General features: G+C 69.4%; 22 protein-coding genes. 12 read left to right on the top strand and 10 right to left on the bottom strand.

Annotation, left to right across the window (positions count from 1 at the left end; genetic code table 11):
* Nucleotides 1-630: 630 nt before the first annotated feature.
* The 3 genes from BLV25_RS05660 to BLV25_RS05650 all read right to left on the bottom strand — a co-directional run bounded on the left by BLV25_RS05660 (nt 631) and on the right by BLV25_RS05650 (nt 3,856).
* Nucleotides 631-1,692 (bottom strand): transcription initiation factor IIB, encoded by a 1,062-nt coding sequence (locus tag BLV25_RS05660; protein ID WP_021073703.1) that lies wholly within the window; start codon nt 1,690-1,692, stop codon nt 631-633.
* A 248-nt stretch (nt 1,693-1,940) separates the two neighbouring features.
* On the bottom strand, nt 1,941-3,155 hold the full coding sequence (locus BLV25_RS05655; RefSeq protein WP_092731822.1) for an asparagine synthase C-terminal domain-containing protein: 1,215 nt from the start codon (nt 3,153-3,155) through the stop codon (nt 1,941-1,943).
* A 17-nt stretch (nt 3,156-3,172) separates the two neighbouring features.
* Nucleotides 3,173-3,856 (bottom strand): PHP domain-containing protein, encoded by a 684-nt coding sequence (locus BLV25_RS05650; RefSeq protein ID WP_021073701.1) that lies wholly within the window; start codon nt 3,854-3,856, stop codon nt 3,173-3,175.
* A gap of 154 nt (nt 3,857-4,010) precedes the next feature.
* On the opposite strand from BLV25_RS05650, the gene BLV25_RS05645 reads away from it, so the two are divergent.
* The 3 genes from BLV25_RS05645 to BLV25_RS17290 all read left to right on the top strand — a co-directional run bounded on the left by BLV25_RS05645 (nt 4,011) and on the right by BLV25_RS17290 (nt 7,067).
* On the top strand, nt 4,011-4,331 hold the full coding sequence (locus tag BLV25_RS05645) for a hypothetical protein (RefSeq protein WP_021073700.1): 321 nt from the start codon (nt 4,011-4,013) through the stop codon (nt 4,329-4,331).
* 133 nt (nt 4,332-4,464) lie between these two features.
* Nucleotides 4,465-5,835 (top strand): geranylgeranyl reductase family protein, encoded by a 1,371-nt coding sequence (locus tag BLV25_RS05640; protein WP_039401829.1) that lies wholly within the window; start codon nt 4,465-4,467, stop codon nt 5,833-5,835.
* A gap of 95 nt (nt 5,836-5,930) precedes the next feature.
* Nucleotides 5,931-7,067 carry a polyprenyl synthetase family protein gene (locus BLV25_RS17290; RefSeq protein ID WP_092731345.1) on the top strand — a complete coding sequence of 379 codons (1,137 nt, stop codon included), beginning with the start codon at nt 5,931-5,933 and terminating at the stop codon, nt 7,065-7,067.
* A gap of 52 nt (nt 7,068-7,119) precedes the next feature.
* On the opposite strand, the gene BLV25_RS05630 is transcribed toward BLV25_RS17290, so the two are convergent.
* A complete protein-coding gene (locus BLV25_RS05630) occupies nt 7,120-8,409 on the bottom strand; it encodes an amidohydrolase (RefSeq protein ID WP_092731343.1) in 1,290 nt (429 codons plus the stop codon).
* Nucleotides 8,410-8,583: 174 nt separating this feature from the next.
* On the opposite strand from BLV25_RS05630, the gene BLV25_RS05625 reads away from it, so the two are divergent.
* From BLV25_RS05625 to BLV25_RS05590, 8 genes are all read left to right on the top strand, one after another.
* Entirely contained in the window at nt 8,584-10,602 is a 2,019-nt protein-coding gene (locus BLV25_RS05625; protein ID WP_176819441.1) for a sensor histidine kinase, read from the top strand.
* Between the two features lie 79 nt (nt 10,603-10,681).
* On the top strand, nt 10,682-10,888 hold the full coding sequence (locus tag BLV25_RS05620; RefSeq protein ID WP_021073695.1) for a DUF5800 family protein: 207 nt from the start codon (nt 10,682-10,684) through the stop codon (nt 10,886-10,888).
* Nucleotide 10,889: 1 nt separating this feature from the next.
* Nucleotides 10,890-12,083 carry a redox-regulated ATPase YchF gene (locus BLV25_RS05615; protein ID WP_021073694.1) on the top strand — a complete coding sequence of 398 codons (1,194 nt, stop codon included), beginning with the start codon at nt 10,890-10,892 and terminating at the stop codon, nt 12,081-12,083.
* Nucleotides 12,084-12,391: 308 nt separating this feature from the next.
* Nucleotides 12,392-13,444, top strand: coding sequence for an aliphatic sulfonate ABC transporter substrate-binding protein (locus BLV25_RS05610; RefSeq protein WP_092731339.1), 1,053 nt, complete (start codon nt 12,392-12,394; stop codon nt 13,442-13,444).
* Nucleotides 13,444-14,274, top strand: a complete 831-nt coding sequence (locus BLV25_RS05605; protein ID WP_092731337.1) for an ABC transporter permease — start codon at nt 13,444-13,446, stop codon at nt 14,272-14,274. Before BLV25_RS05610 ends, BLV25_RS05605 begins: the two co-directional genes overlap by 1 nt.
* A 1-nt stretch (nt 14,275) precedes the next feature.
* Nucleotides 14,276-14,989, top strand: coding sequence for an ABC transporter ATP-binding protein (locus BLV25_RS05600; RefSeq protein WP_021073691.1), 714 nt, complete (start codon nt 14,276-14,278; stop codon nt 14,987-14,989).
* Between the two features lie 164 nt (nt 14,990-15,153).
* Nucleotides 15,154-15,966: a diadenylate cyclase DacZ gene (dacZ, locus tag BLV25_RS05595; RefSeq protein WP_021073690.1), complete on the top strand. Its 813-nt coding sequence runs from the start codon at nt 15,154-15,156 to the stop codon at nt 15,964-15,966.
* On the top strand, nt 15,966-16,772 hold the full coding sequence (locus tag BLV25_RS05590) for a mechanosensitive ion channel domain-containing protein (RefSeq protein WP_021073689.1): 807 nt from the start codon (nt 15,966-15,968) through the stop codon (nt 16,770-16,772). Before dacZ ends, BLV25_RS05590 begins: the two co-directional genes overlap by 1 nt.
* 29 nt (nt 16,773-16,801) lie before the next feature.
* On the opposite strand, the gene BLV25_RS05585 is transcribed toward BLV25_RS05590, so the two are convergent.
* Together BLV25_RS05585 and purD are read right to left on the bottom strand one after the other, a co-directional pair.
* Complete coding sequence (locus tag BLV25_RS05585) at nt 16,802-17,341, bottom strand: acyltransferase (protein WP_256335670.1); 540 nt, start codon at nt 17,339-17,341, stop codon at nt 16,802-16,804.
* Between the two features lie 413 nt (nt 17,342-17,754).
* Entirely contained in the window at nt 17,755-19,038 is a 1,284-nt protein-coding gene (gene purD, locus BLV25_RS05580; RefSeq protein WP_021073687.1) for a phosphoribosylamine--glycine ligase, read from the bottom strand.
* Between the two features lie 168 nt (nt 19,039-19,206).
* Between purD and BLV25_RS05575 the strand changes: the two genes are divergently transcribed.
* Nucleotides 19,207-21,522 (top strand): thioredoxin domain-containing protein, encoded by a 2,316-nt coding sequence (locus BLV25_RS05575; RefSeq protein WP_092731335.1) that lies wholly within the window; start codon nt 19,207-19,209, stop codon nt 21,520-21,522.
* Between the two features lie 71 nt (nt 21,523-21,593).
* On the opposite strand, the gene BLV25_RS05570 is transcribed toward BLV25_RS05575, so the two are convergent.
* The 4 genes from BLV25_RS05570 to BLV25_RS05555 all read right to left on the bottom strand — a co-directional run bounded on the left by BLV25_RS05570 (nt 21,594) and on the right by BLV25_RS05555 (nt 24,588).
* A complete protein-coding gene (locus tag BLV25_RS05570) occupies nt 21,594-22,454 on the bottom strand; it encodes a hypothetical protein (protein WP_092731333.1) in 861 nt (286 codons plus the stop codon).
* A 309-nt stretch (nt 22,455-22,763) separates the two neighbouring features.
* Nucleotides 22,764-23,225, bottom strand: coding sequence for an aspartate carbamoyltransferase regulatory subunit (gene pyrI / locus BLV25_RS05565; protein ID WP_021073683.1), 462 nt, complete (start codon nt 23,223-23,225; stop codon nt 22,764-22,766).
* Nucleotides 23,222-24,139, bottom strand: coding sequence for an aspartate carbamoyltransferase (gene pyrB, locus BLV25_RS05560; RefSeq protein ID WP_021073682.1), 918 nt, complete (start codon nt 24,137-24,139; stop codon nt 23,222-23,224). The genes pyrI and pyrB overlap by 4 nt, the downstream gene beginning before the upstream one ends.
* 104 nt (nt 24,140-24,243) lie before the next feature.
* Nucleotides 24,244-24,588, bottom strand: a complete 345-nt coding sequence (locus BLV25_RS05555) for a 2Fe-2S iron-sulfur cluster-binding protein (protein WP_021073681.1) — start codon at nt 24,586-24,588, stop codon at nt 24,244-24,246.
* Nucleotides 24,589-24,630: the final 42 nt, after the last annotated feature.

Raw genomic sequence — 24,630 nt, 5'->3', positions numbered from 1 at the left:
CGGTCGCGGCGGCGGACGAAACACGTCGACTCGCGGTCGCGGGCCGGTTCGATCGGCCGACGCGAACGGCGGAGGGCGAGCGAACCGCGGAGGGCGAGCGAACCGCGGAAGGGGACGCGAAACGTGAGACCCGATGCGAAACACGGGATCCGACGCGGAACCGGGGACTCGGGAAGTCCGGGCTAACGTTCGATCAATACACTCGAAGGGCGAAGCTTATAAATGAAAACGAATCCGCAGTCGTACGCAAAACGAAACGATCCCGCGGATATCTCGATCGGTATGGTCAGTTTTGACGGATCAGATGCGGTTTAGATATCCCGGAACCGATCGACGAACGGCGTCCGTGGCCGCGACGCGGCCGGACGCCGACGTGGACGAGTGCTCCCAGTGACGTGGTCAGTCACCGGTTCGTCCCGATCGCCCCGCCGATCCCGGCGGGGCTGATCACCGTCCGGGTTCTCGGGTCTCCGAACTGCTTGTTCGGCGAGTCATCCGAACGTCAGTCGTCGGATCGTTCAAAGCGTCCCTCGAACCGTTCAAAATACGCCCGACTCGAATGCGCCCGACTCGAATGCGCCCGACTCGAATGCGCCCGACGTGTTCCGGCACGTTTCAGGCCGTCAGCGATCAGGCGACCGCGTCGGCGTCGCCTTCGGCGAAGCCGGGGAACCGGGCCTCCTCGGCCTCGAGCAGCTCCTGGTAGCGGTTCCGGATCGTGACCTCGCTCATCCCGGTCACGTCGCTGACCTCGCTCTGGGTGAGATCGACGTTGGTGAGCTTGCCGGCGGCGTAGATCGCGGCGGCCGCGAGGCCGACCGGCGACTTGCCGCTGTGGACGTTCTGTCGTTTCCCCTGCTCGAGCAGCTGGCGGGCGAACTGCTCGGTCTCGTCGGGGACCTCGAGGTCGCTGGCGAACCGCGGGAGGTACTCGACCGGATCGGCCGGCTGGATCTCCAGCTTCAGCTCGCGGTTGATGTACCGGTAGGCGCGCTTGAACTCCTCGGCGTCCACCCGGCTGACGGCCGCGATCTCGTCGATCGAGCGCGGTACCTGCTCCATCCGGGCGGCCGCCTGAAGGCTCGCGGTCGCGATCCCCTCGATCGAGCGACCCGGAAGCATGTCGTTGTCGAGCGCCTGCCGATAGATGACGGAGGCGGTCTCGCGGACGTTCTCGGGGAGGCCGAGCGCGGAGGCCATCCGGTCGATCTCGCCGAGCGCCTGCTTGAGGTTCCGTTCCTTGGAGTCGCGAGTGCGGAACCGCTCGTTCCACGTCCGGAGCCGCTGCATCTTCTGGCGCTGGCTCGAGGAGAGCGAGTTGCCGTAGGCGTCCTTGTCCTGCCAGCCGATGTTCGTCGAGAGGCCGTCGTCGTGCATCATCTTCGTCGTGGGGGCGCCCACGCGCGACTTCGAGTCCTTCTCGCTGGCGTCGAACGCGCGCCACTCGGGGCCGCGGTCGATCTCGTCGGCGTCGACGACGAGCCCGCAGTCCGAACAGATCGTCTCGGCGCCCTCGCTACGGAGCGTGCTCCCGCACTCCGGACAGGTCGTCGTCGACTCGTGTTCGTGTGCCTGCTCGTCCTCGGTCGTCGACTCGTCGGCGCCGGATCGCGTTCCGGACCGTCGGTCGTCGGTCGTCTCTCGGTTCGTGTCGGTCGTGCGCCGGTGGGCGCTGAAGCGTGTCTGACTCATTGGATGTGCTCGTGATGACGGCGGGCCGCGGTCGCGTGGTGCGCGGCTGAGGAGGACGAAAGGAATATAAAATCGACCTCGCTCGCGTTCTTCACTCCGAGTTAGGAACCGGTACTATATAAATGTATTGTGTGATTCGATCACAACCGCCGATAGACGGCTCGAAACGCCCGAACGGACGGTAACGATCGTTCATTTATATACCTATCGCGGCAGGGAACGGCGCCACTGGTCGTCGACGAGCGGCGCTATCGTTCGTCGGCGGACGGCTCGAGGGAGCCCGACTCCAGAAGCACCGACTCGACGTACCGTTCGACGTGGTCGTCCATCCGCCGTTTGAAACCCGCCTGCCGGGCGAGCCGGTCGAGTTCACGGGAGACGTAGGTGCCGTACTGCACCGCCTTCTTCTCCGCGGTCCGGACCGACTCGGGAACCATCCCCTCGGCGGCACGCCGCAGCGCGATCTTTCGCTCGTCGGGCGTCGCGAGCAGCGACCCCGGGAGCCGCAGCGCGGCCGCCACCACGCGGTCCGCCAGCAGCGGCGTCACGGGCTCGATCCCGGCCGCCCGGATCGCCCCGACGTCGCGTTCGATCTGCGCCGGCAGCGTTCGCAGCGTCTCGTCGCGGGCGCCCCGCACCGTCTCCGCCTCGACCCGACGGTCGTCCGCGGGCTCGACGACCTTGCTGTACCCGCCGAACAGCTCGTCGGCGCCCTGTCCCAGCAGGAGCCGATCGTGGCCGTCCGCCGCGGCCGCGCGCGCGGTGCAGTACAGCGGGACCGCGATCGCGAGGTCCATCGGGTTCGTCCGCCCGGTGGCCGCGGCGACCGCCGGAACCGCTGCCCGGAGATCGTCGTGGTCGATCCGAACCTCGTGCAGCTCGCGGTCCATCGCCGCCGCGGCCGTCCGGGCGGCCGCGACGTCGTGACACCCCTCGAACCCGGCGACGTAACAGGGCGCGTCGGGCGCGCCCGCGGCGACGATCGCCGAGTCGACGCCGCCCGAAAAGGCGACCGCGACGTCGTCGCCGGAATCCGAATCGGCGCCGACGCCGCCGGCGGCGATCGACCCGCGGATCGCCTCATCGACGTCCGTCTGCGCAGCCGCGGCTGCGTCGGCCCGCGAATCGGGAAGCGTCCAGACGCGACGCTCGTTCGCGGCCGTCAGAACGGTCCCGGCGGGCACGGGCCGCGGCTCCGCGAGCGCACGGCGGTCGAACGCCCACGCCTCGTCCGTCGTGGGGTCGGCCGCAGCCGCCTCGACGAAGACCGGCACCCGGCCGAGGACGTCCCGGACGAGCGCCGGCGTCCCGTCCGCGAGGTCGACGTACCCGCCGAAGCCCGTGCCGCCGGGGAGCGGATCGGAGTCGCGGATCGCCCGTCGAACTCGCTCGGGAGTCGCACCGTGCAGGGAGTCACGCTCGAGGGAGTCGTCACCGTCCAGCGCAGCGTCGTCACTGGCCATCGGCGCGTCGTCGGCCGTCATCGCAGATCGTCCAGCCGCCGGAGGACCCGACGCTTCGCGCCGCCGGCCGCCTGTCGGAAGGAGACGTGCCAGGGGGTCCGGCGGCCGATGACGCTGGTCCGTCCCGCGGCGATCGCCTCGAGAATGCTCGCCGCGGACCGTTCGTCGGCGTCGACCTCGGTGACGGCCTGCCCGACCATCTCGGAGACGTGGGCGTCGCTCCCGGCGGTCATCGGGAGGTCCCGGTGGAGCGCGAAGCGCTCGGCCTTGCGGTTCGCCCGCCCGGTCAGCAGCCGGGAGTTGTACACCTCGATCGCGTCCGCGCTCGCGAGCTGCTCGTCGTCGATGTGGGCCGCGACGCCGTGGCGGGTCTTCTGAAACGGGTGGGGGACGACCGCGATCCCGCCCTGGTCGTGGATCCGGTCGAGGGTCTCCCCGTAGGGCAGTCCCGAGGGGATCAGGTCCTCGATGCCGAACGCGAGCACGTGGCCGGCCGCACACGTCACCTCCATCCCGACGATCCCGACGAGGCCGTGGTCGGCCGCGCGCTCGGCGGCCTCGATCGACGCGTCGATCGCGTCGTGGTCGGTGACCGCGATGGCGTCGAGCCCGACCGCCGCCGCCTGCTCCAACAGCAGGTCGACCGGGTCGCGGCCGTCGTGGGAGCGTTCCGAGTGGGTATGCAGCTCGACCGAAAGCACGACCGGCCGTACGCGGGAGTCCCTGAAAAGCGACGCGGTGTGCCGGCCGCCGGCCGACGCGGTACTGGCCCGGTGGTGGCCGATACGGCTTCGACTCGACGATCCGGCCGGTACGGTTATGCGTCCGGCCGCCGGTCGTTCACACAGTGATCCGATGACCGACGTCGAGGACGTTCTGGCCGACCGTGGCGTCGATTTCGATTCAGCCTTCGCGTACGCGCTCAGCCCGGCGATGATCCGGCTGATCATCGTCTTCCTGGCGGGCTGGCTGCTGTTACCGGTCGGGCTGTTGGTCTTTTTCACCCCGGAGCTGGTCGTCGGGTACAGCGGCCTCATCCGGGAGACCGTCGGGATGATCATCGGCCTGGTCATCATCGTGGGCGCCGGCGCCCTGCTCGTCGGCGGCCTGATCGGAGCCTTATTTAAGACGATCGCCGACGGGAACCGGTACGCGGCCGAATCGGGGGCGTCGTAGGCCGGTCGTCACGTGGGAGGCCGATCCTCGGGACGGACCCCGATCCCGACGCCGTCGCCCGGCGTTGTGACGTCGCCCGGAGGACGAAAATCGGCATAAAGAGTTTTGCCCGCCCGGCGGCCACGAATGAGGTATGACCACCCACGAGTACGACGTCGTCGTCGCGGGAGCCGGCACGGCCGGCTGTTACGCCGCGACGACGATCGCCGAGGCGGGCCTCGACGTCGCCGTCGTCGAGCGGAAGGACGAAACCGAGGCCGGTCACATCGCCTGCGGCGACGCGCTGAAGGGGGCCGACGCGTTCCCCGAGGCGATCCCCAAATCCCGGATCGAGCCCGCGTTCACGAACACGGGCGTCGACCACGGCCGCTTCGAGATCCCCCAGGAGGACACGGTCCTCGAGATCCCGGTCCCCGGCGAGCTCGCGGTCATCGACCGCTGGGAGTACGGTCGTCGGCTCATCGAGGCCGCCGCCGACGCCGGCGTCGAGTTCCACTACGAGACCGTGATCGGGGACGTGCGCCAGGACGACGACGGCCGCGTGACCGGCCTCCGCGGGAAGCGCCGCGGGGACGCCATCGACTTCGCGGCGGACGTCGTGATCGACGGGGCGGGGTCGCTCTCGCTGCTGCAGGACAAGGCCGACTTCTCGGGGACGACCTTCGACACGAACGTCCGGTACTCGCAGTTCTGCTCGGCCTACCGCGAGATCGTGGAGGTCCCCGAGCCGGTCGAATGGGACGATGCCCTGGTGTTCAAGCCGACCGAGCGCGCGGCCGGCTACCTCTGGTACTTCCCGCGGACCGACACCGAGATCAACGCCGGCCTCGGCTTCCAGATGAACGAGGAACCGATGCAGCTCGTCGAGTCGCTGAAACGCGACCTCCGGAACCGCCCCGAGTTCGCGGGCGCGACCGTCACCGACAAGCTCGGCGCCGCCCTCCCGACCCGCCGTCCGTACGACTCCGCGGTCGCGCCGGGATATATGGCGGTCGGCGACGCCGCCGGCCACGTCAACCCCACGACCGGCGGCGGGATCGCCGGCGCAGCCTACGCGGGCAAGTACGCCGGCGAGCAGGCCGTGGAGGCGATCGGCGATGGCGACGTGAGCGAGGACGCCCTCTGGCGGTACAACGAGCGCGTGATGGACCACTTCGGCGGCCGGTACGCCGGCCTCGACGTCTACAACATCCTCTCGACCGCGGTCGACATCGACGACCTGATGGGGCTGCTGGCGGCCCTGCCCGGCGAGAACCTCGCGGAGGCGCTGTACGAGGGGTCGACGTCGATGTCCTTCGGGCTCAAGCTGAAGTGCGCGGTCAAGAGCTTCGGCTACTGGGGGACGATCTGGAACTTCTACGAGACCAAGCAGCTCGCGGACGAGCTGCTCGACCACTACGGCGAATACCCCGGATCGCCGGCGGCGATGGAGTCGTGGACCGCGGACCGCGACCGGATCCTCGACCGGATCTACGAGACGACCGGCGCCGAGGCGAAGTACTGACGCGGCGCCGGGAGCACTCGACGCCGCGCCGTCGATCCGGCGAAACCTTCACACTCGCGTGGCTTTTACACGCATCGTCACGAACTCGAGAAACGATGGCGACCCCGCCGACGGACCTCCTCCACGCCTGCGACCGCCGGCTCCACCGCGCGCTTGCGACCCGGATCGAGGGACGCCAGCCGGCCGTCCTCTACGACGCCGTTCGCGACCGACTCCGCGAGTCGGCCGTCACCGAATCGGGAACGCTCCTGCTTGCAACCGCGTCGGCGCTCGGCGACGACCCTGCCCGTGCGGCGCTCGCCGACGGCGATGACGCGACGTCCCGCGAGGCTGCGACGCCCGGGACGATCCCCGGATCCGACCGAGCCCTCGACGCCGCTGTCGCGATCACGCTCGTCGAAACCGGCGCTCGGATCCACGCGCGGCTGCTCGAGGGTCCGACGCCGTTCAGCCTGCCGGCCGACGACGATGACCCCGATCGAAACGTCGATGACGCCGGCCGGAACGACGACGTCGGTCGGAACCGCGGGACGTCGATCGATCCCGGGACGGAGACCCTCCTCGCCGGCGACGTCTGCTACGCAGCGGCGTTCACCCAGATCGCCGATGACGAGGGTAACGCGGCCGGTCCGACCGGTCCGATCGAGGCGGTCGATCGATACGCCCTGCTTGCGGGAACGATGACCACGGTGAGCGAGGGGCTGACGATCGCCGCCGACGCCGACGGCGGGACGCTCGAGACGACCGAGGAGGCGGTTCACCGAACCCTCGGCAGCCTCTACGAGGCCGCGATGGGGCTCGGCGGGGCCGTCGTCGAACGCGACGAAGGGGCCGACGCGCTCCGGGAGTGCGGCCGCCACCTCGGAACCGCGGTCGGGATGGCGCAGCTCGACCCGGCTGCCGGGGCTCCGACGACCGACTCGTCCGCGTCGACCGACGCCGCGTCGCCGACCACCGACGCCGCGTCGCCGACCACCGACGCCGCGTCGCCGATCGCGAACGCCGATCCGGCGGCAGTCCGGGACCGAACCCGTCACCACGAGCGGGCGGCGATCGAGGCGGCGACCGATGCGTTTCCCTCCGAGTCGGGGGCGTACTCCCGCTCGGATACGGGCTCGACCGCGACGGCGGACGGAATGGCGGCCGACGGCGACCGTGCTCCGTCCGGGATGTCCCGGGAGGTCGAGACGCTCGCGTCGCTCGTCCGCGCCGTGCTCGACCGGTCGGCCTGAGGCGCCGTGCTCGACCGGTCGGTCCGACGGAGCGAGACGCGGACCCGACGTTTCACCGATTCGACGGCGGCGCCTCGCCGATGCGGTCGATCGCGTCCGCGAGGACGTCGATGGCGATCCGAACGTCCTCGTCGTCGACGTCGAAGGTGGACGTGTGGTGACCGCCGGGATGGTCGGTTCCGACGCAGACGTAACAGGCGAGCCCGCCGCGATCCTGGACGCGCTCCATCAGGTAGGTCGCGTCCTCGCTCCCGCCGAGATCGTCCCGGTCGCGGACCGTCTCCACGCCGTCGACGCCGCTGGCCGCCTCGCCGACGACCGCGGCCAGCGCGGCGTCGCTCGTCGCGCTGGGGGCGCCCCCGGTGGACTCGATGGCGACCGAGCAGCCGTGGGTCTCCGCGGCCGCGCGCAGGACGCGCTCGGCCTTGTGGAACATGTAGTCGGCGAGATCGGTGGTGCCGCCGCGGACCTCCCCCTCGATGAACGCCTCCTCGGGGATGACGTTCGTGGCGGTCCCCCCGCCGACGACGCCGGCGTTGACCCGCGTCTTGCCGTCGGCGTGTCTGGGGATCGCGTAGAGGTTCTCGACGGCGGTCGCCATCGCCTGCACGGCGTTTCGTCCCTGTTCGGGGTTCGCGCCGGCGTGAGCCGGCCGGCCCTCGAAGTCGGCCCGGAAGTGCTGCACTGCGAGGAATCCGTCGATCCCGCTGACGACCTCGCCGGACGGATGGTCGAGGCCGACGTGAACGGCGAGGAGGTAGTCGACGTCGTCGAGGTGGCCCGACTCGGCGATCGGCCGCCCGCCGCCGATCCGCTCCTCGCTGGGCTGGAAGACGACGACGAGCGTTCCCGCGAATCCGCCGGCGAGGACGGCGTCGATGACGCCGAGCCCGATCGTCGCGTGGGCGTCGTGGCCGCAGGCGTGCATATACCCCTCGTGTTCCGATCGGTAGCCGCCCGCCGCGGGCTCGTGGTCGGGGCCGTCGGCCTCGGTCACCGGCAGCGCGTCGATGTCCACCCGGAGGCCGACCGTGGGCCCGTCGCCGCGCTCGAAGACGGCGATGCAGCCGGTGTGGCCGTCGGCGGTCAGCTCGAGGACGTCGGGATCGGCGCCGGCCTCGCGGGCGCGGTCGGCCCACATATCGAGGGTGTCCGCGTCGGGGACGCCCGTGCGCGCGTCGCTCGCGAGCGCCTCGCGGCCGACGTACAAGTCGTCCGGCTCGCGGTCCCGGAGCGCCGCGACGATCCGGTCGGTCGTGTAGTACTCGCACCAGGCGGGTTCGGGATGGCGGTGGAGATCGCGGCGGAACGCCCGGTAGGACTCGAAGTCGGTCTCGTTCATACGCCACCGATCGCGTGCAGGCGGTTAAGCGTACCCCGCTGATGACGTCCGAACCGTCCACCATCACGCCGATGGCGCCCGAACCGTCCACCGTCACGCCGATTGCGCCCGAACCGTCCACCGTCCCGCGGTCGTCAGGTGGCTTTATAACGGTCGATGACCGTCGTTCCGACGATGGCACTCTCGTCGGGAGCGGTGGGCGTCGGCTACCTCGCGATGGGGACCGCGCTGCTGTTCCTGCTGCGGGAGCCGCTCCGTCACCCCGACACGCCCGGCAGCCGGGGGTTCGCGCTCGCGGTCCTCGGGATCGCGCTGTGGCCGATCGGGCTCGGCAACGAGTACCTCGTCGCCAACCCCGACCTCTCGGTGGCCGCCTGGAACGTCCGGCTGCTCGCCGCGTCGCTGATCGCGATCGGTTGGCTGCTGTTGGCCGTCGAATCGACGACGGGGTGGTGGCCCTCCAGACGCGCGCTCGTTCCGTTCGTCGCGTACGTGGGTCTCGGTCAGGTGATCGCGTGGTCGAACCCGTATCACCACCTCGTGTTGACCCCCGAGACGGCCGTTCAGGGGACGGTGCTCGTCGCGTCCTACGGCCCGGGCTTTTGGGTGCAGGCCGGGTTGAACTACCTGCTCGTTCTCACCGGAACCGTCCTGCTGGCCGGCGAGTGGCTCCGGTCGCGGGGGCTCCGGCGGCGACAGGCCGCGATCCTGACGCTGGCGGTCGTTCCGCCGATCCTCGCGAACCTCCTGACGCTGTTCGACGCGGTACCAACCGTCTACGACCTCACCCCGATCGGCCTCGCGGGCAGCGGGCTGTTCCTGCTGCAGGCGCTCTACCGGATGGATCTGCTCACGGTCGTTCCCGTCGCGCGGGAGGTGGCGATGGCGGAGATGGACGACGCCGTCGTGACGATCGACGACGAACGCCGCGTGCTCGATTACAACGCCACGGCCGACCGCCTGTTCGCCGACGAGGACGTCCACGTCGGGATGCCCGCGTCGGCGTTCTTCGCCTCGGTTCCGCCGGCGGTCTACGACCGCATTCTGGAGGCCGCCACGCACACGGAGGCCGGCAACCGGGAAACGGCGTCCGGGACGACCGACGGCGGAACCGACACGGCCCCCGAAAACGCGGACGCGACCCACGAGACCCACGGAACCGACGACATGGAGATCGCCGTCCCGATGGAGGGCGAGGATCGACACTTCTCGGTGTCGGCCTCGGCGGTTCAGCGATCGATCGACTCCACGGCGTGGGTGATCGTCCTCCGCGACATCACGCCGATCAAGCGGCGGGAACACGAGCTGGAGGACCGCGAGGAGGAACTCGAGCTGCTTCGGCAGATCCTCTCGCGCGTGCTCCGGCACAACATCCGGAACAAGCTCACCACGATCCGCGGGAACGCCGACCTCCTCGCCGACGAGCTCACGGACTCGAACGGGACCCTGGACGCCGATCGGAGCGTCGATGCGGCGATGCTCGCCCGGATCGACGCGATCCGCGAGGCCAGCGAGGAGCTGCTCGGCAACAGCGAGAACGCGCGCGAGATCGAGCGCATCATCGACCAGCGCGGACGGACGGTCAGCTACGACCTGGCGGACGTGATCGAGCGCGTGGTCGAGACGATCCGCCGGGATCACCCCGACGTCATCGTCCACATCGACCACGATGGCCCCGAGACGGTGACGGGCGGTCCGGGACTGGAGACCGCGCTCCGATGTCTGGTCGAGAACGCCGCGGTCCACAACGACGCGCCGAACCCGATCGTCTGGGTGTCCGTCGACGACGCCGGGACGGAGACGGTGATCTCGGTGGCGGATGACGGGCCGGGGATTCCCGACCACGAGCTCACGGTTCTCGACACGAACGAGGAGACGCCGCTGTCCCACGGCAGCGGCGTCGGGCTCTGGCTCGTCAAGTGGGCCGCCGACTCGGTCGGCGCGCGGCTGTCGATCGAGACGACGACCGGAACCGTCTCGCCGACCGACGGCGGTCGCTCCGAAGCCGACGCGGACGCCGGCCCCGAAACGGCCGGCACGGACGTCGCACCCGGAACGGACAGCACCGACGCCGCACCCGGAACGGCCGGTACTGACGCCGGCGGGGTCGCCAGCGCGTCCGCGAACGGAGGCACCGGAGCAGTTCCGTCGGTGCCGGCGGACGCGACGACGATCGTCTCCCTGCGTCTGTAGACGACCGCGAGCGACGCCCCCGCATCCGCCGTCGACCGAGAGCCGCACCCTTATAGGCGGGACACGCCTCGGATCGGCCATGAGCACCATCCTTTCAATCGAGGACGACGGCGTCGACGTCGTTTATCAGGGGACCGAGTTCCGCCTGGACCGCGAGCTGATCGAGGAGGCGATCGAGAAGGACTACCCGGACGTCACCGACCACGAGATCCTCCAGATCGTCGAGTCGGACCCCGACCTCTCGGGGGAGCCGCGCCGCGTCGGGGACGTGCTCGCGGGAGCCTGAGATGATCACGGTCGCGCTCGCGGGGAAGCCGAACGCGGGGAAATCCACCCTGTATACGGCCGCGACGATGGCCGACGTCGACGTCGCGAACTACCCGTTCACGACCATCGACGCCAACCGCGGAGTCACGCACGTCCGCACCGAGTGTCCGTGTCTGGACCGCGAGGAGCGGTGCGGGGCGGAGAACTGCCGCGACGGGAAGCGGTACGTCCCGGTCGAGCTCCTCGACGTGGCCGGGCTCGTGCCCGGCGCCCACGAGGGGAAGGGGCTGGGCAACCAGTTCCTCGACGAGCTGACGAACGCGGACGTCATCCTCAACGTGGTCGACGCCTCCGGAGGAACCGACGCGGAGGGCGAGCCGGTCCCGGTCGGGAGCCACGACCCGCTCGAGGACGTCGACTTCATCGAACGCGAGATGGACCTCTGGCTGGCGGGGATCATCGACCGCAACTGGGAGAGCGTCGAGCGGAAGTCCCGGTCGCCCGACTTCGACCTCGAGGAGGCGCTCACCGACCTGCTCACGGGGTTCGGCGCGACCGCGGCGGACGTGACGGCGGTCCTCCGGTCGGTCGAGTATCCGGCCGATCCCTTTAAGTGGGCGGACGCGGACCGCGAGCGATTGGCTCGGTCCCTCCGCCGCCGGACCAAGCCCATCGTCGTGGTCGCCAACAAGGCCGACGTGGCGCCCCAAGAGCACATCGACCGGCTTCGGGAGGAAACCGACCAGCCGGTGGTGTTCGCGGCCGCGGACGGCGAGCTCGGACTCAGGCGAGCCGCCGAGGCCGGCATCGTCGCGTACGATCCGGGCGACCCGGACTTCGAGATCGTCGACGACGACGCCGTCTCCGAGAGCCAGCGCGAGGGGCTCGAGGGGATCCGCGACGTGATGGACGCGTTCGAGGGCACCGGCGTCCAGACGGCGCTGAACACGGCAGTGTACGACCGGCTCGACCGATTTACCGCCTATCCCGTACAGGACGCCGCGAAGTGGACCGACGCCCGCGGGAACGTCCTTCCCGACGCGTTCCTGCTCCGGGCGGGCGCGACCCCGAAGGACCTCGCATACGCCGTTCACTCCGACATCGGCGAGGGCTACCTCCACGCGATCGACGCGCGCTCGAGCCGCCGGATCGGCGAGGACCACGAGCTGTCCGAGGGCGACGTGATCAAGATCGTCTCGACGGCGGGGCCGTGAGGGGATCCGGAGCGTGAGGGAACTGCGGGGACGAAGGGACGGCAACGAGACGAACGCCCCGAGCGACCCGGGCGTCCCGGATAGCGGACACGATGTCCGGTTTTCGGAACGCGGCCGTTCGGACGCGATCGGATGGTTGATACTCCCATACACCCGCATATCCCGGTGAGTCGACCCCCGAACACCGCGTTCGCGCGTTTTCCGTCGATGACCTCCGACCCGGATATTACTATTAAACATCATAGCTGCGACGAAATATTCCGTTTATGCATAGCTTATAGGGGATACGGTCGGTACGTGGGGACACGATGGAACGACGACGCTTCCTCACCGCGGCCGGGACGACGATCGCCACACCGCTTGCGGCGGGCTGCATCGCGACCGGCGGGACCGGAAACGGCGACGGTGGAGGTAACGGCGGCGGTTCGAACGATGGGTCCGGAAACGGAGGATCGAGCGGGTCCGGCGGTCGGACGATCACGGTCGATTGGGCCTACTACAACCCGATCAGCCTCGTGCTCCGGGAACACGGCTGGCTCGAGGAGGAGTTCGCGGACGACGACGTCTCGATCGAGTGGGTGCTCAGCCTCGGGAGCAACCAGGCCAACGAGTACTCCCAGAGCGGATCCGCCGAGTTCGCCTCGACGGCCGGGATCGCGGCGCTGCTCGCGCGAACGAACGGCGTGCCGATCCGGACGCCGTACATCTACTCGAAGCCGGAATGGACCGCGCTCGTTGCCAAATCCGATTCGGGCATCTCCTCGGTCGCGGACCTGGAGGGCAAACGCGTCGCGGCGACGCGGGGGACCGACCCGTACTTCTTCCTGCTGCAGGCGCTCGAGACGGCAGGGCTCTCCGAGTCCGACGTCGAGGTCGTGCACCTCCAGCACCCCGACGGCCAGTCGGCGCTCGTCCAGGATGACGTCGATGCGTGGGCCGGCCTGGACCCCCATATGGCCGAGTTGGAGCTGGAGCACGACGTCGACCTGTTCTTCCGGGAGCCCGACTTCAACACCTACGGGTTCCTCAACGTGCTCGAGGGCTTCCTCGAGGACCACCCCGAGGACGCGCGCCGCGTCCTGGAGACCTACGAACGCGGGCGCCAGTGGGCGCTCGAGAACCCTCAGGAGACGGCGTCGATCCTGGCCGCCGAGTCGGACATGTCCCAAGCGGTCGCCGAGCGCGTGTTCATCGAGCGGAACGACCTCTCGACCGCGCTCCCGGGCGAGCAGCACCGCGAGCTCCTGTCGACGCTGGCGCCCATCCTCAAGGAGGAGGGGATGGTCCAGCCCGACGCCGACCTCCAGGCACGGATCGACGAGCTGATCGACTCCGAGACTGCCAGTGAGGTGGTGAACTGATGGCGACGGTGGAGGACCACGACGGCGCGACCGCGACCGGCGAACGCCTGGCGGCGTGGCTCCGTGACCACACGCCGACCACGCCGGTCTCTCCGCGCAGCGTGCTCGGATTCGTCGTGCCCGGGCTGCTCGTGGTCTGCTGGCACTTCCTCGTGGCCGGGGGCGTCTTCCAACCCCATCAGCTTCCCGCCCCGGCGACCGTCCTGACGACGTTCGTGGCGATGGGCGCCTCCGGGGAGCTGTGGGGTCATCTCAGCGTCACCATTCAGCGCGTCGCGTTCGGCGTGCTCTTCGGCGTGAGCGCCGGGATCCTCTTCGGGACGCTCACCGGACTGTTCGGGCTCGCGAACGATCTGCTGGATCCCCTCCTCCAGAGCCTGAAGAACATTCCCTCGCTGGCGTGGGTCCCGCTGTTCCTCCTGTGGTTCGGCATCGGCGAGAGCGCGAAGGTGACGCTCATCGCGCTGGGCGCGTTCTTCCCGGTGTACCTCAACCTCTCGACGGGCATTCAGGGGATCGACGAGGACCTCCTCGAGGTCGTGGAGGTCTACGACGTCGGCCGGCTCGAGACGCTCCGACGCGTCATCTTCCCCGCGGCCCTGCCGAGCCTGCTGGTCGGCGTTCGCGGCGGGGTCGGACTGGCGTGGATGTTCGTGGTCGCGGCCGAGCTCATCGCCGCCAGCCAGGGACTCGGCTTCCTGTTGAGCGACGGCCGAGTGCTGGCTCGCCCCGACATCATCGTCGGCTCGATCCTGCTGTTCGCGTTCCTCGGAAACCTCTCCGATATCGGCGTGAAGGCGCTTCAGAAGCGGCTCGTCTACTGGGGGTAAGATGCTCGAAACGCGCTCGCTCACCAAGGCGTACGACGAGACGGTCGCGCTGCGCGACGTCGACTTCGCGGCCGACGACGGCGAGTTCGTCTCGGTCGTCGGCCCCTCCGGCTGCGGCAAGAGCACCCTACTGCGCGTGCTCGCCGGTCTCGAGTCCGGATTCGACGGCACGGCGTCGGTCGACGGAACGCCCGTGGACGCCGGCGGCAGCGACGACGTGGGCGTGGTCTTTCAGGATCCCCGTCTGCTCCCGTGGGCGACCGTCCGGGAGAACGTCAGGCTCGGCTTCGAGGGGTCGGTCGCCGACGACCGCGTCGACGACCTGATCGCCCGCGTCGGGCTGGACGGCTTCGAGACGGCGCTCCCCGAGGAGCTCTCCGGGGGAATGGCCCAGCGCGTCGCGCTCGCACGTGGGCTGGCCTACGAGCCGCAGGCCCTCCTCCTCGACGAACCGTTCAGCGCGCTCGACGCGCTGACGAAGGTCGAGCAACAGGAGTTCCTGCTCGACGTCCGGGACGACGTCGACGCGACCGTCGTCCTCGTCACCCACGACGTCGAGGAGGCTGTCTACCTCGCCGACCGGGTCGTCGTGCTCGGCGGCCAGCCCGGCACCGTCGTCGAGAACGTGAACGTCCCCCTCGATCGCCCCCGCGAGCGGACCGACGACCGGCTGATCGAGACCCGCAAACGGGTCACGGACGCGCTCGGACTGTGAGTTGCTCCGACCCAACCGCGAGTTGCTCCGACCCAACCGGTCACGAGTTCGACACGACCGAGCGCACGCTCGCCGACGGGCCGAGAGCATCCCGATCCGCGTCCGACGGGCGCGTGACGACGGCACAACTGCTTTATATACGGCCTCGGACGATTTAAATAACGATGTCCACCCTCACCGACCTCCTCGACGACGTCGTCGCCGACGTCGACGGCGTCTTCCTGTTTTCCCCGAGCGGATCGTTTCACCAGCGGTTCCGCGAGGCGGACGTCGACGTCGTCGTCGTCGACACGGAGAACGCGGTCGACGCCGACACGTTCGTCGAGCTCCCCCTTGAGTTCGACAACGTTCGCGACCGGATCCGGTTCGGCGTCGAGGGCGCCATCGAGAACGGGATCGTCGAGACGGGCGACGCGATCGCCTGTTCGGTGTCGGTGTTCGACGACGACGACGCGGACTCGGTGATCCGGGTCCGCGCGACCGAGGACATGGGGTCGGGGATCTACGACCTGTTCGTCGACTCGCGAGCGGAGCCCGGCGTGATCCGGGACGTCTTCGAGGTGGCGATCGAGCTGGGCAAGAAGGGGCAGAAGGGGAAGCCGGTCGGCGCGCTGTTCGTCGTCGGGGACGCCGGCAAGGTGATGAACAAATCGCGCCCGCTCAGCTACAACCCCTTCGAGAAGAGCCACGTCCACGTCGGCGACCCGATCGTGAACGTGATGTTGAAGGAGTTCTCCCGGCTCGACGGCGCGTTCGTCATCTCCGACTCGGGCAAGATCGTCTCCGCGTACCGCTACCTCGAGCCCGCCGCCGAGGGCGTCGACATCCCGAAGGGACTGGGCGCGCGACACATGGCCGCCGGCGCGATCACCCGTGACACGAACGCGACCGCGATCGTGCTCTCGGAGTCCGACGGACTCGTTCGAGCGTTCAAGGGCGGACGGCTCATCCTCGAGGTCGACCCGGAGGCGTACTGATGGTCCGGACCGTGCTCCCGCTCAGCGCCCGGGAAACGGCGGTCGAGGTGCTCGGCCTCGTCCCGCCCCGGGTCTGGCTCGCGCTGTTCATCGTGATCTTCGGCATCGTCGCCGGCTACGCGGTCGAGGTGATCAACCGACGGCTGCTCGAGCGCGCCGGCGTTCCGGAGTCGACCGAGGGGACCGCCTTCGAGCGGACCGCCCGCGAGTTCGGGCTCTCGACGGTGACCATCATCGCGAAGCTCTCGAACTACTTCATCGTCGGGATCGCCGTGCTCACCGCGCTCTCGGTCGCCGACATCCAGTATACCGAACTCTTCTGGGGCGACATCGCCACGTTCGTTCCGCGACTGTTCATCGCGATCGTCGTGTTGATCGTCGGGATCGTGGTCGGCGACAAGGTCGAACTGTACGTCGCCGAGCGCCTCCGCGGGATCAAACTCCCCGAGACCGGCGTGATATCAACGGTCGCGAAATACAGCGTCGTCTACGTCGCGAGCCTGATCGCGCTCGACCAGATCGGCGTCGCGACCCTCGCGCTGATCGTGTTGCTTGCGGCGTACGCGTTCGCGCTCGTCGTGCTCACCGCACTCGCGACGAAGGACCTGCTCGCGGCCGCCGCGGCGGGCGTGTTCCTCCTGCTCCGGCAGCCCTACGGGATCGGCGACGAGGTGAAGGTCGCGGACCGCCGCGGGATCGTCCAGGAGGTCGACCTGTTCGTCACGCACATCGAGACCGACGGCGAGGAACACGTCCTGCCGAACCACGTCGTGTTCCGCGACGGGATCGTCCGCATCCGGAACTAACCGTGACGATGCGTCCGTCCGATCGCACGTTACTTCGCGGCTCTGTCGGGCTTCGCTGACTGCTCCGCGTTCGCTTCCCCTAAGTCGGGCCCGCCCGCCCGCTCGGAGACGACCTCCGCCGGCACGCCGGCGACGGTCGTTCCGGCCGGCACGTCCTCGGTCACCAGCGAGTTGGCGGCGACCCGGGCTCCCTCCCCGACCGTCACGCCGGGCAACACGATCGCGCCCGCGCCGATCATCGCGCGCCGCCGTATCACCACGTCGCCGAGCCGGTACTCGTCCTGGAGGAACTCGTGACACAGCAGCGTCGCGTCGTAGCCGACGATCGCGTCCGACTCGACCGTGATCCGTTCCGGCCAGAAGACGTCCGGCGTCGACTCCAGCCCCCAGGAGACGCCGGCGCCGACCGAGACCCCGATCCGCCGCAGCAGCCAGTTCTTGAGCCGGAGGCTCGGCGAGATCCGGCACAGGAGGATCACGAGATAGTTCCTGACGACGACCAGCGGGGACTTCGCGTCCGGCCACGACCACAGGGAGTTGCGTGGCCCGGGCGTCGCGACCCGATCCAATCGGTTCCGGCGACGCGTCGCGGCCGCTTCCTCGTCGCGGTCGGTCTCCGAGGGGCGCGTTTCGTCCCGGCGGTGATCGTCGTCGCTCACGCCAGCCGATCCGCCCCCCGCGGTTAAAGACCTCGCGCTCACGGTTGCCCTCGCCGATCCCGCTGCACGCCGTTCGCTGGACGGCCTCGATCTCCCGACGTTCAAACGGGATGCCGACGCACCCGACCGCGTGAGCTGAACCGATCGCCCAGGGCGGTCGAGGCGGGTGCGTGACGCGCCGTCGTGGATCCAGTCCGTCGTTCCATCGGTCGGGCGATTTCGAATCGCTCCGGCGAGTTCGGGAGCATCGATCGCGACGGAGGCGTCACCTGTTCGCACCATCCGGTGAGCGACGGCGTCACCGCCGTTCCGTTCGGAGCTCCTCACTCCCGCAGCGCGTTCATATGCTCGATCCGCCGGTCGATGAGCGACGCCGTGCCGACGTCGTGGCGGATCCGGACGCGATCGCCCGCGGCTGACAGCGCCTCCGACGCGACCGATTCGGCCTCCGTGATCGACGCGCCGAGGCCGACCACGGCGAAGGCGCGCGAGGTCGTCGTGTAGAGGCCGTCCGCCCGCTCGTCGACGCTGGCGTAGAACAACAGCGCGTCCCCGACGCTCCCCTCGTCGACCTCGATGCGGGCGCCCGCGTCGGGGTCGGTCGGATAGCCGTCCGGAACGGCGTACTTGCAGACGGTCGCTCGGTCGGCGAAGGACAGCTCCGGGAGTTCCTCGCCGTCGCGGGCCGCCGTGATCACGTCGATGAACGGCGTCTCGAGCACCGGCAGCGTGTTCATCGCCTCGGGGTCGCCGAAGCGGGCGTTGAACTCGACCACCTTCGGACCCTCGGCGGTGAGCATAAACTGCCCGTAGAGAACGCCCGTGTACTCGGGAAGCGCCTCGACGACCGCCTCGATGATCTCGACGGCGGCGGCGTAGTCCCCCTCGGCCATAAACGGCAGCGAGTATCCGGCGTCGGAGTACGATCCCATCCCGCCCGTGTTCGGCCCCTCGTCGCCCTCGTAGGCGCGCTTGTGGTCCTGAACCGCCGGAGTCGTCCGCACGTCGCCGTTGGCGACGAACGCCTGGATCGTGAACTCCTCGCCGACCAGTCGTTCCTCCAACACGACGCGGTCGTACTCGGAGTCCCGGAGGTACGCCTTCGCCTCGGCGGCGGTGACCTGGTCGCCGATCACCTTCACGCCCTTGCCGCCGGTCAATCCGGCGGGCTTGACCGCGAGGTCGCCGTCGTAGTCGTCGATGTACTCGCAGGCGGCTTCCATATCGGTGAACGTCGCGAAGTCCGGACAGCCCGGAACGTCGTTGTCACGCATAAACCGCCGCTGATAGGCCTTGTCCGTCTCGATCCGCGCCGCATCACGGGTCGGCCCGAACGTGTACACGCCCGCCTCCTCGAGGGCGTCGGCCGCCCCGGCCGCCAGCGCCGACTCGGGACCGATCACGGCCGCGTCCGCCGCGATCGACTCGGCGTACTCGACGATCGCCGCCGTGTCCGTCTCGGAGAGGGTCTCGAACCCGTCCGCGAGCCGGGCGATTCCCGGGTTCCGATTGCTCGCGCACGCGTGAAGCGCACAGTCCGGCGCGAGCGCACGGGCGATCGCGTGTTCGCGTCCGCCGCCGCCGACCAACAGCACGGTCTCCGTCATACGCGAGGGGTTTACGCACGGTAGTGTAAACCTTGTCGTTACACGCGCTCGATACCGTCACGATCGTGGATCGCATTCAGGGATCACATCGACGACGGTGACCGACCCCGAGCCACGTCCCCGTTCGAGTGGCGACGGCTTTTCCCCCTGGCCGCCGTACCGGCGACCATGTCCACACCGACCGACCGGAACCGGCTGTCCGCGGAGGCGAGCCCGTACCTCCGCCAGCACGCCGACAACCCGGTCAACTGGCAGCCCTGGGACGATCGTGCCTTCGAGACCGCCGCCGAGCACGACGTGCCCGTGTTCGTCTCGGTCGGCTACGCCGCCTGCCACTGGTGTCACGTGATGGAGGAGGAGAGCTTTTCGGACCCCGAGGTCGCCGAGACGCTCAACGAGTCGTTCGTTCCGGTGAAGGTCGACCGCGAGGAACGGCCGGACGTCGACGACGTGTTGATGACGGTCTGCCAGCTCGTCTCCGGCGGTGGCGGCTGGCCGCTCTCGGCGTGGTGTACCCCCGACGGGAAGCCGTTCTACGTCGGGACGTACTTCCCGCGAGAGCCGACGCGAGGGCGGCCCGGATTCCGGGAGCTGTGCGAGCGGATCGCCGACTCCTGGAGCGACCCCGAGCAGCGGTCCGAAATGGAGTCTCGAGCCGACCAGTGGATGGCCGCGGCCCGTGACGAGGTCGAATCCGTCCCGGATCAGCCCGGCGATCCGCCGGGAACGGGGATCCTCGAGGAGGCGGCCGCGACCGCCGTTCGCGGGTACGACGAGGAACACGGCGGCTTCGGAACGAGCGGCCCGAAGTTCCCGCAGCCGCGCCGGATCGACCTGCTGCTTCGAGCCGGCGCCGCCGCGGATCATACCGGGGATCCCTCGGGTCACGCCGGGGACCCCTCGGGCCACGCCACGGACGCCGAACGTGAGTCCGGGAACGCCGAGCGGAGCCCATCGACGCGGGCTGCGACGGGAACCCTCGACGCGATGGTCGCCGGCGGGCTCTACGACCACGTCGGCGGCGGCTTCCACCGCTACGCGACCGACCGGTCCTGGACGGTGCCGCACTTCGAGAAGATGCTGTACGACAACGCGGAGCTGCCGCGCGTGCTCCTCGACGCGTTCCAGCTGACGGGGAACCCGCGATACGGGCTGGTCGCCCAGGAGACGTTCGCCTTCCTCGACCGCGAGCTCTCCCATCCCGACGGCGGCTTCTTCAGCACTCTCGACGCCAGGAGCGTTCCGCCAGCGTCGCGCCGAAACGCTACGACGAACGCAACGGACGCGGCGGGAGCGACCGACACACCGGGCGCGGCGGAGGCGACGGACGCAACGGACGCGACCGAATCGTCGCCGGATCCGGTCGAAGGAGCATTCTACACCTGGACTCCCGAGGAGATCGAGGCGGTGCTCGACGAGCCGGCCGCCTCGCTTGTGTGTGATCGGTACGGCGTAACGTCCGCCGGAAACTTCGAACGCGGGACGACGGTGCTCACCGAGTCGTCGTCGATCGGGGAGCTGGCGGGCGAACACGGGTTCGACCGAGCGACGGTCCGTGAACGGCTGCGCGAGGCCCGCGTCGACCTGTACGAGGCCCGCGAGCGACGACCCCGTCCCCGGCGCGACGAGAAGGTGCTCGCGGGATGGAACGGGCGGACGATCTCCGCGTTCGCGGCGGGCGCGCGGGCGTTGGATCCGCGTCTCGCGGACCGGGCGACGACGGCGCTCGAGTTCGTCCGCGACCGGCTGTGGGACGCGGACGCCCGCCGGCTCGACCGGCGGTGGATCGACGGCGACCGCAAGGGGCCGGGATATCTCGACGACTACGCGTTCCTCGCCCGGGGCGCGTTCGACACGTATCAGGTGACCGGCCGTCCCGATCACCTGGGGTTCGCGATCGAGCTCGCCGACCGGATCGTCGCGGACTTTTACGACGAGAACGCGGGGACGATCTACTCGGTCCCGAGCGACCGGGGCGACGGGGCGGCCGGCCCGAGCGACCTCTCGGTCCGTCCCCAGTCGCTGACGGACCGGTCGCTGCCCTCGAGCGTCGGCGTCGCGGTCGGACTCCTCGCGGAGCTCGACGGCTTCGTCACCGACCGTCCGTATCGGGACGTCGCGGAAGCCGTCCTCGAGACGCACGCCGACCGGATCAGCGGGCGACCGCTCGAGCACGCGTCGCTCGTTCTGGCGGCCGACCGCGTGGCGAACGGCGGGATCGAGCTCGTGTTCGCCGGCGACGAGCGCCCCGACTCGTGGTGGGAGGCGCTCTCGAACCGGTTCCTCCCCGGCGCGGTGTTCGCCCCGCGTCCCGCGACCGCTGACGCGACCGCCGAGTGGTGCCGGGAGATCGGCCTGGAGGAAGTCCCGCCCGTCTGGGACGGCCGGGAGGCGATCGACGGGGAACCGACCGTCTACGCGTGTCGCGGGTTCGCGTGTTCGCCCCCCAAAACGGACGTCGAGGCCGCGCTCGACTGGCTGTAACGAGTCTCCGAACGGCGCGTTCTTCGGACGGACGCTCCTCCGGACGGGCGCGTGTGACGCCCTGATGCGAGTCACTCCGGTCGATGAACCTCGCCGCCGCGGGCGTCGGCATCCCGCCGTCGGAGCGCCGCGGCGGCGTTAGCCGCCTCGTAGCCGAACAGCACGTCCTTCGCGTACGGCTCGACCGCTTCGGTCGCCTCGATCAGCGCGTCGACGTCGACGTCGGCAGCGTACAGCTCGACCGAGAACGGCGTTTCCGGCGGCGCACCGTGGACGTCGTAGTCGCCGCCGAGCCGCGAGCGGAACCCCCGAGCGATCGTCTCGAGCCAGTAGGTCGTCGCGTACTCCGTGTCGTAGATCGGAACGACGAACTCGTCGACGTGATCAGCCATCGCGTCGAGGTCGATTCCCGACCTCGCCCGGAGGTGTCCCGGGTACGGATCCGGATGGACGGAGAGATGGGTTCGGCCGGGGATCCGGTCGGCCGCGGCGGCGACGAAGTCGGTGATGGTGGCGGCGCGCCAGTCGGCCCGCTCGTCGTGGTCGCTCTCGGCGAACAGCCGCTCACAGCGGTCGCACCGACAGTATCCCTCCCGCGGAAACCCGACGTCGTCGAGCCTGACGTCGGGGGCGACCGCGGCACAATCCTCGATCATCTCGAGGATCCCCCGCCGGTACTCCGGATGCGTCGGGCAGATGTGCGTCCACTCGAACTCGGGTCGGTCACGGCTCGCCGGCACCCCGCGGTCGTCGACCGGAACGAGGCCCGAATCGCCGTCGGCCGCCGCGGTGTCGCCGAAACACGACACCATATTGACCGCGTTCGCGACCGGCTCGGCGGCCCGCCCGGTGACGTCCTTCACCTCGTAGAACCCGCGATCGAACTCCCCGATCGTTACGTCGTCGGCGTTGCGCGTGACGACCCCGTACATACGCGGCCGTACTCGGCGGCCGTGGTTAAAAGGGATGTTCGAGAGCCGGTCGAACGCGGAAGCGGGGACGGGGGCGATCGGCCGGCTCGCGGTTCCGTCGCGGGCGGTTCGGATCGCTACTCGACTTCCACCGGCTCCTTATCGCCGGAGACGATGAAGTAGACGGTGGCTACGAGGGCCAATGCGACCAGGAGTTTCGCTTTCGTGCCCATATGTGAACGTACGTATCGGACGGCTAAAAACTACCGGGACGGTCCGAACCGGTCGACGGCTTCGCCCGACCGTCACCGGGCAGAAATACCAGTCCTCTCATACGTCGATGTGTTCGGCCAGGCGGTCGCGCAGGATCTCCGAACAGTAGTCGCACCGCACGCCGTCCGCCATCACCGTGAAGCGCGTTTCGACGGGCTCGTCGTCGTTGGAGATGCAGTTCCGGTTCGGACACGAGAGGACGCCGACCACCTCGGCGGGGGGTTCGACCCGGTTCTTCTCGACCACCTCGTAGTCGCGAACGATGTTGATCGTCGCCTCCGGCGCGATCAGCGAGAGGACGTCGACCTCGGACTGGCTCAGCTCCCGACCCTCGACCTTGAGGATGTCCTTGTGGCCGAGCCGGTCGGAGGGGACGTTCATTCCGATGGAAACGCTGAACTCCTCGGAGCCGTCGATCCCCAGGATCGCGAGCACGTTGAGCGACTGTCCGCCGGTGATGTGGTCGATGACGGTCCCGTTCCGGATCTTCGAGACCCGGAGCTCGCGGTCGGGGCTCATTCCGACCCACCCCCGAGAAGCATGTCGAGCAGCGCCATCCGTACCGGGACCCCGTTGTGCGCCTGTTCGAAATACCGGGCGTGGTCGGTCTCGTCGACGTCCGCCGCGATCTCGTCGACGCGGGGAAGCGGATGCATAACGGTCAGATCCTCGCGGGCCGCCGAAAGCGTGTCGGCGTCGATCCGGTACTCGCCCGCGATCTCGCGGTACTCGTTCTCGTCGGGGAACCGCTCGCGCTGGATACGGGTCACGTACAGCACGTCCAGTTCCGGCAGGATCGCCTCGAGATCGGTGTGTTCGCGGACCTGCGCGCCCGCCTCGTGGAGGTCGAACCGGACCGACCGGGGCAGCCGCAGCGATTCGGGACTGATGAAGTGCTGGTTGGCGTCGAAGTTCGTCAGCGCGGACGCCAGCGAGTGGACCGTCCGGCCGTACTTCAGGTCGCCCATGATCCCGATCGTGAGGTCGTCGAGGCCGTGTCGCTCGCGGATCGTGTGGAGATCGAGCAGCGTCTGTGAGGGATGCTGGCCGGCCCCGTCGCCGGCGTTTATCACCGGCACGTCGACGAACTCGGAGGCCATCTTCGCGGACCCCTCGCTCGGGTGCCGCAACACCAGCGCGTCCGCGTACCCCTCGATCACGCGAACGGTGTCGGCGAGCGACTCGCCCTTCTTGACCGAGGAGGATTCGACCGACCCCATATCGATCGTCTCCGCACCGAGGCGCTTGGCGGCGGTCTCGAAGCTCATCTTCGTGCGCGTGCTCGGCTCGAAGAAACAGAGCGCGAGGACGGACCCCGAATACCGTTGCTCGAACGCCTCCCGTGACTCGTCGATCTCCCGCGCCCGATCGAGCATCGCCTCGATGTCGGGCCGCGAGAGCTGTGTCGCGGTGATGAGGTGGTCCTGACGCATCGTCTATCCCGCGGTCGGGAACTACCTTCAATCCGTCGGGTCCGAAAGCATCCTGGGACCGTGGTGCACGACGCGTCAGGGAGAACCAGTTCCCCGAGCCACCCTCAGTCGTCCGCCGCTGCCGCGTCGTCGGTCCCCGGGTCGGCCTCGGTGCCGGCCGCGTCCTCGATGCTCGGCGGGTACTCGCCGCGATCAAGCGTGAGGTCCGATTGCGGACGGGCCATACAGGTGAGCGCATACTCCTCCGCCTCCTCGTCGGTCAGCCCCCGTGCTGCGGGCTGGGTGACCTCGCCCTCGAGGATGCGGGCCGAGCAGGCCAGACACATCCCGACGCGACAGGAGTACTCCTGGGCGATCCCCTCCTCGAGACAGGCGTTGAGGATCGTCTGCGTGTCGGACACCTCGATCGACTCGCCGGTCCCGGCGAACTCGACGGTGTACTCGGACATACTGACCGGATTCGCCCAGGGCCGGCAAAACTCTTGCCATCG

Origin of the sequence: Halopenitus persicus, from assembly GCF_900107205.1 — an archaeon.
Taxonomy (GTDB): Archaea; Halobacteriota; Halobacteria; order Halobacteriales; family Haloferacaceae; genus Halopenitus; species Halopenitus persicus.
Note: the sequence above shows the minus strand (reverse complement) of the source record. Positions and strands in the feature narration are given on the sequence as shown.

Coding starts and splice junctions, on each gene's coding strand:
- BLV25_RS17290 (WP_092731345.1), top strand. CDS start 5,931: ATGGCGACCCCGCCGACGGACCTCCTCCACGCCTGCGACCGCCGGCTC.
- dacZ (WP_021073690.1), top strand. CDS start 15,154: ATGTCCACCCTCACCGACCTCCTCGACGACGTCGTCGCCGACGTCGAC.
- BLV25_RS05625 (WP_176819441.1), top strand. CDS start 8,584: ATGGCACTCTCGTCGGGAGCGGTGGGCGTCGGCTACCTCGCGATGGGG.
- pyrB (WP_021073682.1), bottom strand. CDS start 24,139: ATGCGTCAGGACCACCTCATCACCGCGACACAGCTCTCGCGGCCCGAC.
- BLV25_RS05620 (WP_021073695.1), top strand. CDS start 10,682: ATGAGCACCATCCTTTCAATCGAGGACGACGGCGTCGACGTCGTTTAT.
- BLV25_RS05645 (WP_021073700.1), top strand. CDS start 4,011: ATGACCGACGTCGAGGACGTTCTGGCCGACCGTGGCGTCGATTTCGAT.
- BLV25_RS05640 (WP_039401829.1), top strand. CDS start 4,465: ATGACCACCCACGAGTACGACGTCGTCGTCGCGGGAGCCGGCACGGCC.
- BLV25_RS05655 (WP_092731822.1), bottom strand. CDS start 3,155: ATGGCCAGTGACGACGCTGCGCTGGACGGTGACGACTCCCTCGAGCGT.
- purD (WP_021073687.1), bottom strand. CDS start 19,038: ATGACGGAGACCGTGCTGTTGGTCGGCGGCGGCGGACGCGAACACGCG.
- BLV25_RS05555 (WP_021073681.1), bottom strand. CDS start 24,588: ATGTCCGAGTACACCGTCGAGTTCGCCGGGACCGGCGAGTCGATCGAG.
- BLV25_RS05615 (WP_021073694.1), top strand. CDS start 10,890: ATGATCACGGTCGCGCTCGCGGGGAAGCCGAACGCGGGGAAATCCACC.
- BLV25_RS05575 (WP_092731335.1), top strand. CDS start 19,207: ATGTCCACACCGACCGACCGGAACCGGCTGTCCGCGGAGGCGAGCCCG.
- BLV25_RS05600 (WP_021073691.1), top strand. CDS start 14,276: ATGCTCGAAACGCGCTCGCTCACCAAGGCGTACGACGAGACGGTCGCG.
- BLV25_RS05605 (WP_092731337.1), top strand. CDS start 13,444: ATGGCGACGGTGGAGGACCACGACGGCGCGACCGCGACCGGCGAACGC.
- BLV25_RS05590 (WP_021073689.1), top strand. CDS start 15,966: ATGGTCCGGACCGTGCTCCCGCTCAGCGCCCGGGAAACGGCGGTCGAG.
- pyrI (WP_021073683.1), bottom strand. CDS start 23,225: ATGAGCCCCGACCGCGAGCTCCGGGTCTCGAAGATCCGGAACGGGACC.
- BLV25_RS05630 (WP_092731343.1), bottom strand. CDS start 8,409: ATGAACGAGACCGACTTCGAGTCCTACCGGGCGTTCCGCCGCGATCTC.
- BLV25_RS05660 (WP_021073703.1), bottom strand. CDS start 1,692: ATGAGTCAGACACGCTTCAGCGCCCACCGGCGCACGACCGACACGAAC.
- BLV25_RS05610 (WP_092731339.1), top strand. CDS start 12,392: ATGGAACGACGACGCTTCCTCACCGCGGCCGGGACGACGATCGCCACA.
- BLV25_RS05570 (WP_092731333.1), bottom strand. CDS start 22,454: ATGTACGGGGTCGTCACGCGCAACGCCGACGACGTAACGATCGGGGAG.